Source organism: Streptomyces sp. NPDC048196 (assembly GCF_040652715.1).
GTDB classification, from domain to species: domain Bacteria; phylum Actinomycetota; class Actinomycetes; order Streptomycetales; family Streptomycetaceae; genus Streptomyces; species Streptomyces siderophoricus.
The window spans coordinates 195,559-207,248 of the sequence record NZ_JBEZMM010000009.1; the positions used below are offsets into that span (position 1 = coordinate 195,559).

Annotated in this window: 8 protein-coding genes; 6 read left to right on the top strand and 2 right to left on the bottom strand. The window is 74.4% G+C overall.

The annotated features are described in order from the left end of the window. The first annotated feature begins 71 nt into the window (after positions 1–71). The 5 genes from AB0E02_RS13420 (at position 72) to AB0E02_RS13440 (ending at position 5,447) form a co-directional block, all read left to right on the top strand. The gene (locus tag AB0E02_RS13420) at positions 72–1,808 is read left to right on the top strand and encodes an acyl-CoA dehydrogenase family protein (RefSeq protein ID WP_362138430.1); all 1,737 of its coding nucleotides are present in this window, start codon (positions 72–74) and stop codon (positions 1,806–1,808) included. Beyond that, positions 1,808–2,617, top strand: coding sequence for a crotonase/enoyl-CoA hydratase family protein (locus tag AB0E02_RS13425; protein ID WP_362138432.1), 810 nt, complete (start codon positions 1,808–1,810; stop codon positions 2,615–2,617). The genes AB0E02_RS13420 and AB0E02_RS13425 overlap by 1 nt, the downstream gene beginning before the upstream one ends. A gap of 40 nt (positions 2,618–2,657) precedes the next feature. Continuing rightward, positions 2,658–3,539 carry an alpha/beta hydrolase gene (locus AB0E02_RS13430; RefSeq protein ID WP_362138434.1) on the top strand — a complete coding sequence of 294 codons (882 nt, stop codon included), beginning with the start codon at positions 2,658–2,660 and terminating at the stop codon, positions 3,537–3,539. A 20-nt stretch (positions 3,540–3,559) separates the two neighbouring features. Continuing rightward, a complete protein-coding gene (locus AB0E02_RS13435; RefSeq protein WP_362138468.1) occupies positions 3,560–4,066 on the top strand; it encodes a DUF1990 domain-containing protein in 507 nt (168 codons plus the stop codon). Between the two features lie 154 nt (positions 4,067–4,220). Further along, positions 4,221–5,447, top strand: a complete 1,227-nt coding sequence (locus AB0E02_RS13440; protein ID WP_362138437.1) for a metallophosphoesterase — start codon at positions 4,221–4,223, stop codon at positions 5,445–5,447. Between the two features lie 92 nt (positions 5,448–5,539). Here AB0E02_RS13440 and AB0E02_RS13445 read toward each other — a convergent pair whose 3' ends face one another. Then, on the bottom strand, positions 5,540–7,027 hold the full coding sequence (locus AB0E02_RS13445) for a glycoside hydrolase family 30 beta sandwich domain-containing protein (protein WP_362138439.1): 1,488 nt from the start codon (positions 7,025–7,027) through the stop codon (positions 5,540–5,542). Between the two features lie 297 nt (positions 7,028–7,324). Between AB0E02_RS13445 and AB0E02_RS13450 the strand changes: the two genes are divergently transcribed. After that, on the top strand, positions 7,325–9,463 hold the full coding sequence (locus AB0E02_RS13450) for a SpoIIE family protein phosphatase (protein ID WP_362138441.1): 2,139 nt from the start codon (positions 7,325–7,327) through the stop codon (positions 9,461–9,463). Between the two features lie 106 nt (positions 9,464–9,569). Here the strand turns inward: AB0E02_RS13450 and AB0E02_RS13455 are convergent, their stop codons facing one another. Next, positions 9,570–10,967, bottom strand: coding sequence for an NADP-dependent succinic semialdehyde dehydrogenase (locus AB0E02_RS13455; RefSeq protein WP_362138443.1), 1,398 nt, complete (start codon positions 10,965–10,967; stop codon positions 9,570–9,572). Positions 10,968–11,690 lie beyond the last annotated feature (723 nt).

An 11,690-nucleotide genomic window follows, 5' to 3' on the forward strand; every position in this document is an offset into this window, starting at 1 on the left:
TGGCCGGTGGCCGACGCAGCGGGGGCATTACACACTTCTCTCGGGTGTTCGGATTCTGTAATGTCGAGGGTATGACCGTCACCCATGAAGTCGTGAATCAGGCCCCGCCGCTGACCGGGTTCAGCACGGCGGACGAGCCGGCCCTGCTGGAGGCGCTCCGGCGGTACGGCGCAGAGTGGGGCGAGCCGGAGGTGACCGCGCTCGGGGAGCTGGCCGGTTCGGCGGCGGTGCAGGACCAGGCCCGCTGGGCCGAGCAGCAGCCGCCCCGGCTGCACACCCACGACCGGTTCGGGCACCGCGTCGACGAGGTCGAGTTCCACCCGGCCTGGCACCAGCTGATGACCGTGGCGGTGGAGCAGGGCCTGCACGCCGCGCCGTGGACCGATGACCGCCCGGGGGCGCATCTGGTGCGGGCCGCGAAGTTCTACGTGTGGTCGCAGGCCGAGGCGGGGCACGGCTGCCCCATCTCGATGACGTACGCCGCCGTGCCCGCGCTGCGCGCCGCGCCGGAGCTCGCCGCGCAGTACGAACCGCTGCTGGCCGCCCGGCGCTACGACTTCGGGCTGCGCGCCCCGCTCACCAAGTCGGGCCTGATCGCGGGCATGTCGATGACGGAGAAGCAGGGCGGCTCCGACGTGCGGGCCAACACCACGCGCGCGGTGCCGGCCGGCGACGGTACGTACCGCCTGACCGGTCACAAGTGGTTCACCTCGGCGCCGATGAGCGACCTCTTCCTGGCGCTGGCGCAGACCGAGGAGGGGCTCGGCTGCTTCCTCGTCCCGCGGGTGCTGCCGGACGGCACGCTCAACGGGATGCGGCTGATGCGCCTGAAGGACAAGCTGGGCAACCGCTCCAACGCGTCGTCCGAGATCGAGTACGAGCAGGCGGTGGCCTGGCCGGTCGGCGAGCCGGGCCGCGGGGTGCGGACCATCGTCGAGATGGTGAACATGACCCGGCTGGACTGTGTGCTCGGCTCGGCGGCCGGGATGCGGGCGGGGCTGCGGCAGGCGCTGCACCACACCGCGCACCGGCGGGCGTTCGGGCGGGAGCTGGACCGGCAGCCGCTGATGCGCTCGGTGCTCGCGGACCTGGCGATCGAGTCGGAGGCGGCGACGCTGCTGGGCCTCCGGCTGGCGGCGGCGGTGGACGGGGCGCAGGCCGGGGACGCGCAGGAGGCGGCGCTGCGCCGGCTGGCGCTGGCGGCCGGCAAGTACTGGGTGTGCAAGCGCGGCAGTGCGCACGCCGCGGAGGCGCTGGAGTGCCTGGGCGGCAACGGCTACGTCGAGGACTCCGGCCTGCCGCGCCTCTACCGGGAGGCGCCGCTGCTGTCGATCTGGGAGGGCTCGGGCAATGTGGCCGCGCTCGACGTGCTGCGGGCGCTGGGCCGGGAGCCGGCCGCGCTGGACGCGTTCTTCGCCGAGGTGGAGCAGGCGGCGGGCGCCGACCGGCGGCTGGACGCGGCGGTGGCCGGGCTGCGCGAGCAGCTCGGCGAACTCTCCGGTCCGGAGCGGGCGCAGCTGATGGCGCGTTCGCTGGCGGAACGGATGGCGCTGGTGCTGCAGGGTTCGCTGCTGGTCCGGCACAGCGATCCGGCGCTGGCCGATGCGTTCTGCGCGACCCGGCTCGGCGGGGAGTGGGGCCATGCGTACGGCACGCTGCCGGCCGGCGCCGGTCTGACGGCGATCCTCGAACGGGTCCGGCCGTGGACGCCGGACGCGGCGGCCGGGGGCACCACGGTCGCGGCCGTCGGGGTCGCGGCCGTCGGGGGCACGGCCGTCGGGGGCGCGGCCGTCGGGGGCGCGGCCTGATGTCCGTACGGGTGGAGCGCGCCGGGCCGGTGACGACGGTGGTGCTGTCACGGCCGGACCGCCGCAATGCCGTGGACGGCGCCACCGCACGCCAACTCGCCGCGGCCTTCCGGGAGTTCGAGGAGGACGACGGGGCGCGGGCGGCGGTGCTGTGGGGCGCGGGCGGGACGTTCTGCTCGGGCGCCGATCTGAAGGAGGTGGGCACCGAGCGGGGCAATCGCGTGGCGGCGGACGGCGACGGGCCGATGGGGCCGACCCGGCTGCGGCTGAGCAAGCCGGTGATCGCGGCGGTGGCGGGGCATGCGGTGGCCGGCGGGCTGGAGCTGGCGCTCTGGTGCGATCTGCGGGTGGCCGAGGAGGACGCGGTCTTCGGGGTGTTCTGCCGGCGGTGGGGCGTGCCGCTGATCGACGGCGGTACGGTGCGGCTGCCCCGGCTGATCGGCGCGAGCCGGGCCATGGACCTGGTCCTGACCGGCCGGCCGGTGCCGGCCGCGGAGGCGCTGGCGATCGGGCTGGCGAACCGCGTGGTGCCGACCGGCACGGCCCGCGCGGAGGCGGAGGCGCTGGCCGCGGAGCTCGCCCGCTTCCCGCAGGCGTGCCTGCGCAGCGACCGGGCTTCCCTGCTGGACCAGGAGGGCCGGGACGAGGCGGCCGCGATGGCCGACGAACTCCGGTACGGGCAGGCGGTGTTGGCCGAGGGCTTGCAGGGTGCGGCGCGCTTCGCCGCGGGCGCGGGACGGCACGGCGCAGCGGCCGGGGGGCCGGGCGACCTCGCGGGGCCCGGCGACTCCGGTCCGCAGCTTCGGTAACCCCCTTGCCATGATCACCGGGCGTGCGGAGGATGGCGCCATGCCTGCTGCCACCTTCACCGCGCCCGACGGGACCGAGCTCAGCTATCACGTGCTGGGCGAGGGAGAACCGCTGCTCTGCCTGCCGGGCGGCCCGATGCGGGCCTCCGCCTACCTCGGTGACCTCGGTGGGCTGTCGGCGCACCGGCAGCTGGTGCTGCTCGACCTGCGCGGCACCGGCGACTCCGCCGTCCCGACCGACCCGGCCGGCTACCGCTGCGACCGGCAGGCCGACGACGTCGAGGCGCTGCGCCGGCACCTCGGCCTGGAGCGGGCCGATCTGCTGGCACACTCGGCGGCCGGTGACCTGGCGCTGCGGTACGCGGCGCGGTATCCCGAGCGGATCCGTGCGCTGGTGCTGAGCAATGCGCGGGGCCGGGCGCTCGGCGTCGACTTCACCACCGAGCACCGCCTGGAGGCCGCGGCGCTGCGGAAGGCCGAACCGTGGTTCGGCTCCGCGCACGGCGCCTTCGAAGCAATCTGGGCGGGCACGGCGACCGACGAGGACTTCGATGCCGCCATGCCGTTCTTCTACGGGCGGTGGGACGCGGCCGCGCAGGCGCACGCGGCGGCCGAGGTGGCGCAGACCAACGACGAGGCCGGGGAGCACTACGCGTCGGCCGGCGCCTTCGAGCCCGCCGCCACCCGTGCCGCGCTCGCCGCGCTGCGCGCTCCGGTGCTCTTCCTGGCCGGTGAGCTGGACGGCGGTCCGCTGCCCCGGATCGCCGCCACCATCGCCGGGTTGCTCCCCACCGCCGAGCTGACCGTCCAGCCGGGCGCCGGGCACTACCCGTGGCTCGACGACCCGGCCTTCTTCGTCCGGACCGTGGAGGCGTTCCTCGCCCGGGCGAACGTCGTTGATCACTTGCGGCGGCCCGCGTAGCGTCGCCGTTCATGACGGACCTGACCGACCTGACCTATCCCGAGGTGGGCGCCACCGGGCGCTCGCCGCTGCCGCCCGGGTACGACCACCTCCACGAGGAGCTGCCGATCGGCCGGGGCCGCGCGGTGCTCGCTGCGGCGGGTGAGGCCATCACCACCTTCCGGATGCACCGGGCGGCGGGCACCGGCATCCGGTCCGACGCCCCGCGGGCCGCCCCGGGCGTGGCCGTCGAGGTCTCCCTGGGGGTCGGCCCGCTGCGGCTGCGGGCGCCCTGCCGGGTGGTGTGGACGGCGGACGAGGCGGACCGGATCGGCTTCGCGTACGGGACCAGGGAGGGGCATCCCGAGTGCGGCGAGGAGGCGTTCCAGGCCGAGCTGCGCGACGACGGCACGGTGTGGTTCACGGTGACCGCGTTCAGCCGTCCCGTACGGGCCGTCACCCGGCTCGGCGGCCCGCTAGTCCCGGTGTTCCAGCGGCTCTACGTCCGCCGCCTCGGCCGCACCCTGCGCCGGCTCGCCAACGGCTGACGGGGGTCATCGCCTCCGCTTTTCTCACCGCCTGACGCCGTACGGGGACGGGTAGTTACCGACGCGTAGCAAAGGTGGCGCCGATCGCCATACGTCCACCTCCGGTTCATCTTTTCGTCACCATCGGCCCTGCCGGCCATGAGAAAAACCAGGCATGTGTGAAGACGAACTGATCCCGCCGCAGGCGGACATGACCGAGCGGGAGTGGCTGCGGGCCGGCGCGGAGGCGGCGGGCGCCGGGGCCGCGCCGATGCCGACGACGGGACGGGTGCCGCAGTGGGTGAACCGGCGGACGCTGCTGGGCGGCGCGATGGCCGGTGCCGCGCTGGCGGTGCTGCCCTCACCGGGCCAGTCCCCCGCGTCGGCCGCCCCCCGCCTCGGTGCGCCGGGAGCCTTTCCGTTCCCCGAACGACCCAACGGGAAGGGCGAGTTCGCCATTCTGGTCACCGGTGACGCCGGGACCGGGGACGAGGCGCAGTACGCGGTGGCGGCCGCCGCGCGCGACGTCTGCCGCAGCGAGGGGGTCGGCCTGGCGGTCGGGCTCGGCGACAACATCTACGAGAACGGGCCCGAGTCCGACCACGACTCCGAGTTCCAGGACAAGTTCGAGAAGCCGAACAACGGCATCGACGTGCCCTGGCTGATGGTGCTGGGCAACCACGACTGCTCGGGGCTGATACCCGGCAGCGGCGGCGACCCCTCGCGCGGGGACCGCGAGGTCTCCTACGCCAGGACCTCGAAGCGCTGGTACATGCCGGCCCGTTACTACCGCGTGCCGCTGCCCGCCGCCGACCCGCTGGTGGAGTTCTTCGCCCTCGACACCATTCCCTGGTCCTCGTACGTCGCCCAGCTCGACCCGTACTACCGCTGGGACGGCCCGTACATGCGCGCCCAGCGCAGCTGGCTGGACGAGGCGCTGCGGACCTCGCGGGCGCGCTGGAAGGTGGTGATCGGCCACCACCCCTACCTCAACAACGGCAAGCACGGCAGCGCCGGTTCGTACGACGGTTTCGAGATCGGGAACTACACCAGCGGCGTCCACCTCAAGGACATGTACGAGAAGGTGGTGTGCGGCCGGGCCGATCTGATCCTGTCCGGGCACGACCACACCCTGCAGATCCTGGAGCCGACCGCGCGCACCGGCGGCACCCGCCAGGTGGTGTGCGGGGCGTCCGCCAAGACGGAGGACGGCAAGGCCCACTTCGCCCACCCGGCGGCCTGGCAGAACTTCTCCGACCACGGCTTCATGCTGCTGAAGGTGGCCGGCGCCCGGCTGACGATCGATGCCTACACCGTCGACGTGGCGACCCGCCAGGCCACCCTGGCCCACCGCACCCGCCACACCCGCCCGGTCGCCGCGCCGGCCGGGGCGCACGCCTGACGGTCGGTCCGCCGGGTACGAGCCCTGCCGACGCCGAGGGGACGGCAGGGCAGTACCCGCCGAACACGCGGTGCCGCCTGCTTGCGGGCCTCTTACCAGGTGAAGGTGGCCGAGGCACCGGGCGGGAGGACGTAACCGGTGTGCCGGTGGGCCCAGTTGATGCCGGCGGGCCGGGGGGTGGCGGTGTCGTTGTAGGCGATCAGGACGGTGGAGCCGTCGGGGTTGCGCCAGGCGACGTTGGGGAGGGCGGACGGGCCGGTGGAGGCGATGCGGCGGGCGCCGGGTTTCACGAACTTGGTGAGGTGGCCCATCGTGTAGTACTCGACGGTGTAGTCGACCCGGCCGCTGCGGTCGTCGCCGTGGTGGACGGTGATCAGCCCGGTGCAGTCGGAGCAACCGCCCTGGTGCGGACCGTGGTTCTGGTCCACGGCGAGCGACCACTTCGTCCAGCTGCTGCCCCAGTTGCGGGTGTAGTCGATGAGGTCGTGCATGTCCTGTTTCTGCTGGTTGGCGATCCACCGGCCGCCGGAGTGCTCGGTGTCGTGGACGGCGAGGCCCGGGTACCGGTCGTGCACCCGGGTCTGCCGGGTGACCGTGCCGCCGTAGCCGTGCCAGGCCAGCCCGCCGAAGTTGGGGTGGCGGCGGACGGCCGGATCGTCGACGGTGGGCCGGGCGAAGGCGTCGTAGCGGTCCCAGTTCCAGTCCAGGGCGAGGACCTTGGTGGACAGTCCCGCCCGGCGCAGCGCGGGCAGCAGGTCGTGCTTCGTGAAGTCGGCGAGGGAGGCGCCGGTCCACCGCATGGACGGGTAACCGGCGCAGCAGGTGGGCTCGTTCTGCACGGAGACGTAGGCGACCGGCACCCCGTGGTCGCGGTAGGCGCGGAGGTACTGCACGAAGTAGCGGGCGTAGGCGCTGTAGTACTCCGGCCGCAGCCGGCCCTGGTCGAGCCGGCCGTTGTCCTTCATCCAGGCGGGCGCGGTCCAGGGCGTGGCCATCACCTTCAGCGCCGGGTTGAGCCGGCGGGCCCGGGCGGTCAGCGGCAGGACGTCGGCGAGGTCGTGGGCGACGGAGAAGTGCCGGAGGCCCGGGTCGGTCCGGCCGGCGGACAGGTCGTCGTAGGTGTAGCCGGAGCGGGCGAGGTCGGAGGCGCCCATCGGGTTGCGGAGGAAACCGAGGCCGATGCCGTCGTCCGGGTCGAACAGCTTGCGCAGGACCGTCGCACGGGCCGCGGCACCGAGCGCGCCGCTGCTGTTCACCAGCCAGGCGGCGGTGTCGGTGAACGAGGCGCCGCCGCCCTCGAACCGCTGGTAGGTCCGGGACGGGTCGACGGTGAGGGTGCCGCCGCGGCCCGGCCGGAAGGTGAGCGGTGACTGCCGCCGCAGGCCCTGGACGACCTGCCGGCCACCGGGGTCGGAGGTGGTGGTGAGGTAGACCTGCATCCGGTGCGGCGCCGGGCCCACCCGGTCCGGGGGTGTCGGTGCCCCGGCGGCCACCCACAGCACCGCGAGACCGGCCGCCCCGGCCGCGGACGTGGCCAGGGCACGCCGGAGACGTCGGGCTCCTACGGCGCGCGCTCTCATGGCGGGGCCTTCCTGTGCCGCGGGCAGTCAGGCACACGCCCGACGGCTGCCCGGATCCACGGTTCGGGAGGTGAACGGTTGCGTCAAGCGACCGTACAGGCAGGGAAGTTGGGAGGGGCCACGGATGGCCTGCTCGCCACCCCGGCACGCCCGCTCCCCCTCCCCTCCCTCACCCGTTCCCCGTACCCCCGTCGCCGCCCGGCGCACCGGACATGCGGGGTGCGCGGGCCCCGCCTAAGGTGATCGCATGGTGAGCCCACACGGCGCGCGCCCCCGGGCCACGAGGTGGGGCACCCGATGACGGCCCCGCCGGCCGGACCGTCCGACGAGGGCTACGACCCCCGGACGGACCGGGACTGGAGCCGGGTCGAGGAGGAGGCTCCCGGGGTCTCGCGGCACGAACCGGTCGGGCTGCGCGAGCGGCTCTCGCTCAACCGGATGGGCACCTTCGACTGGGACCTGGACCGCGGGTTCATGGAACTGGACCCCGGCGCCCTGGACGTCTTCGACCTGCGCCCGGGCGAATACGACGGCGCACCGTTGTCCCTGGCCAGGCGGGTGCCGGCCAAGGAGGGGCTGCGGCTGGACGAAGCGCTCGCGCAGGCGCTCCAGGACGGCCACTCGTCGTACGGCGCGTACTTCCGGGTCCGGTGCCGGGACGGGACGCGGCGCTGGACCCACTCGCAGGGGCGGATCCTGCACGACCCGGAGGGCACGCCGTACCGGGTCATCGGCATCGTCCGGGAGGCGACCGGCGAGCTGGCGGACTCCGCGCTGCTGCGCTCGCTGCAGCAGGAGCGGCAGCGGCAGACCGTGATGGTGCAGCAGACCACCGCCGCGCTGTCCCGGGCGCTGTCCGTACGGGACGTGACGCGGGTGCTGACCGGTACCGGCGGGGCGCGCCGGTTCGGGGCGGACGGCCTGGTGCTCGGCCTGGTCGCGAACGAGCGGTTCGAGGTCATCGCGGCCGCCGGGATGCTGGGCGAGGTCCCCGACGACATGATGAACACCCGGCTGGACGACACCCTGCCGCTGTCCGACGCGGCACGCCTGCGGCGGCCCGTCTTCCTCGGCACCCGCGGCGAACTGATCGCCCGCTACCCGCGGCTGCGCCCGTACGCGGACCTGCTGCCGGCCGGCGGCGCGGCCTTCCTGCCGCTGGTCGCCCAGAACACCGTGCTCGGGGCGCTGGGGCTGTTCCACGCCGAGCCGGCGGTGCGGTCGCCGGAGGCCCGGAACCTGGCGCTGGCGCTGGCCGGTGTGGTGGCGCAGTCGGTGCAGCGGGCGACCCTGTTCGACCAGGAGCGGGAGCTCGCGACCGGGCTGCAGGCAACGATGCTGCCGCGCCGGCTCCCGCCCCTCGCCGGCGGCGCGGTCACCGTCCGCTACCACCCGGCGAGCGTCGGCCGGGACGTCGGCGGCGACTGGTACGACGTCATCGCGCTGCCGCGGGGCCGCACCGGGCTCGTCGTCGGTGACGTCCAGGGCCACGACACGCACGCCGCCGCCGTGATGGGCCAGCTGCGGATCGCGCTGCGCGCGTACGCCAGCGAGGGGCACACCCCGGAAACCGTGCTGGTGCGGGCCTCCCGCTTCCTGGCCGAGCTGGACACCGAGCGGTTCGCCACCTGCACGTACGTGCAGGCCGACCTGGAGTCGGGGGCGCTGCACGTGGCGCGGGCCGGCCATCTCGGCCCGCTGATGAGCAACACGTCCCGGCACATCGACTGGCCGGAGGTCCGCGGCGGGCTGCCGCTGGGGCTGGCCACCCACTTCGGGCCGGACCACTTCCCCGAGACCCAGCTCTTCCTGGAGCCCGGGTCGACACTGCTGCTGTGCACCGACGGCCTGGTCGAACGGCCCGGCCGCGGCATCTCGGCCGGGATCGAGGCGCTGTCCGAGGCGGTCCGTACCGGGCCCGCGGACCTGGAGGAGCTGGCCGATCACCTCTCGGCCCAGCTGTGGGCCGATCCCGGCTCGGAGGACGACATGGCCCTCCTGCTGCTGCACCGGGAGCCGGGTCCGGGGGCCGTGACCACGCCGCGGTTGCGGCTGCACGTCCACCAGGCCGATCCCGCGGGCGCCGCCGAGGTCCGCTCGGCGCTGCGCCGCACGCTGGACCAGTGGCGGGCGGGCGCCGTCCTGCACGACGTCGAGGTGGCGGCCTCGGAGCTGATCGCCAACGCCCTGACCCACACCGAGAGCGGCGCGCTGGTCACCGTGGAACTCCTGCCCGGCGCCGCGCGCCGGATCCGGCTGGAGGTCGAGGACCGCTCCAGCCAGTGGCCGCGCCGCCGCAGCCCCGGCGAGACCGCCACCTCGGGCCGGGGCCTGCTGCTCGTCGAGGCGCTGGCGGAGCGCTGGGGCGCGGAGCCGCGGGGCAACGGCAAGGCGCTGTGGTGCGAATTCCTGGTGCCGGCGGATCGGGGGCGGTGACGTGAACGGTGCTCCCCCGGCCGGGGGATGCACCGGCCGGGGGATGCCCCGGCGGGGGCGGGCCCGCCGGGGGTGGGCACCGCCGGGGGTGGGCACCGCCGGCCGCTCACTCCTCGGGGCCGTACCAGAGCGTCGTCATGTTGCAGAACTCCTTGATGCCGTGGCCGGACAGTTCCCGCCCGTAGCCGGACCGCTTGGCGCCGCCGAAGGGCAGGCCGGGGTGCGAGGCGGTCATGCCGTTGAAGTAGAGACCGCCGGCCTGGATGTCCCGGGCCAGCCGGGCCTGTTCGTCGGGGTCGCGGGTCCAGGCGTTGGAACTCAGCCCGAACGGGGTGTCGTTGGCGAGCTCGATCGCCTCGTCGAGGTCGGCGACCCGGTAGAGCGTGGCGACCGGCCCGAACGCCTCCTCGTGGTGGATGCGCATGGTCGGGGTGATGCCCGCCAGGACCGTGGGCTCGTAGAACCAGCCGGCCCGGTGCTCGGGCGGCCGCCGGCCGCCGCACAGCGCGGTCGCGCCCTGGTGGACCGCGTCGTCGACGAGTTCCTCCAGGTCGGAACGGCCCTGCTCGCTGGAGAGCGGGCCGACGTCGGTGTTCTCGTCCATCGGGTCGCCGACGGTCAGCGCCGCCATCCGCTCGGTGAACCGCTCGGCGAAGGCGTCGTAGACGTCGTGGTGCACGATGAACCGCTTGGCCGCGATGCAGGACTGCCCGTTGTTCTGCACCCGCGCGGTCACCGCCACCTTGGCCGCCTTGTCGAGGTCGGCGGAGGGCAGCACCACGAACGGGTCGCTGCCGCCGAGCTCCAGCACGGTCTTCTTGACCTCGTCACCGGCGATGGACGCCACCGAGCGCCCGGCCGGCTCGCTGCCGGTCAGCGTCGCGGCGGCCACCCGCGGGTCCCGCAGGATCTCCTCGACGGCGCCGGAGCCGATCAGCAGGGTCTCGAAACAGCCCTCGGGGTAGCCGGCGCGGCGGAACAGCTCCTCGATGTACAGGGCGGTCTGCGGGACGTTCGAGGCGTGTTTGAGCAGTCCGGTGTTGCCGGCCATCAGCGCCGGGGCGGCGAACCGTACGACCTGCCAGAGCGGGAAGTTCCACGGCATCACCGCCAGGACCGGGCCGAGCGGCCGGTAGCGGACCACGGCACGCATCGCCCCGGAATCGCCGACGTCCGCCGGGTCGGGGTGCTCGTCGGCCAGCAGCCCCTCGGCGTGGCGGGCGTACCAGCGCATGGTCTTGACGCACTTCGCGGCCTCCGCACGGGCCTGGGCCAGCGGTTTTCCCATCTCGGTGGTCATCGTGCGGGCAATGCCGTCCTGATCGGCCTCCAGCAGGTCGGCGGCCTTGAGCAGCAGTTCCGTGCGACGGGCGAAGCTGGTGGTGCGGTGGAGCTGGAACGCCTGCTCCGCCCTGACCAGGCGGTCCTCGATCTCGCCCGCGTTGAGCGCGTCGAAGGTCTTCAGGGTCTCGCCGGTGGCCGGGTTGACCGTGGCGATGGCCATGGTCAGCACCTCCTAGGAAAGCGGTGAGGGAGCGGGGGACGGGTCCGGGACCGGGTCGGGCCCGGGCGGACGGGGTATCGGCGACGGTTCCGGAGGGATGGGATCCGGGGGCCCGGGCGGGGTCGGCGGTCCGGGAAGCGGGTCGGGGGTGGGATTCGGCGGCGGGCCTCCCGGGTCCGGCGGCCGCGTGGGCTCCGGATCACGGTCGAGCGTGCGCTCACGGCGCGGATGCGGTTGCCGCTGCACGGCGGGCCTCCAATGAAGGTTTTCTTCCACGTATGCGGCATGCGCCACATGTGCCCCTGTACCCGAGTCTGGCGTTTCTACGGCCCCACCGCATTCCGCTGCGCGTCTGGGGTGCCTCCCACGTACCCGGCTGTCCCGCCGTCGGGGTTTCTCGCCGTTGCGCTTTGCGGCGCCCCGCACGTAGCCGTCTGCTGCGCCGCGGGGCTCGCTCGCCGTTGCGCTTTGCGGCGCCCCGCACGTACCCGGCTGTCCCGCCGCGGGGCTTGGCCGCCGTTGCGCTTGGCGGCGCCCCGCACATAGCCGTCTGTCCCGCCGCGGGGTTGGCCGCCGTTGCGCCTTGCGGCGCCCCGCACGTAGCCGTCTGCGGCGCCGCGGTTGTTGGTCGCCGTTGCGCCTGCGGCGGGCGGGTGGTGTTTCGGGTGCGGTGACGGACCTCCGGGGCCTTGTTCGTGGACTGCTGACGCTTTACGTCCACGA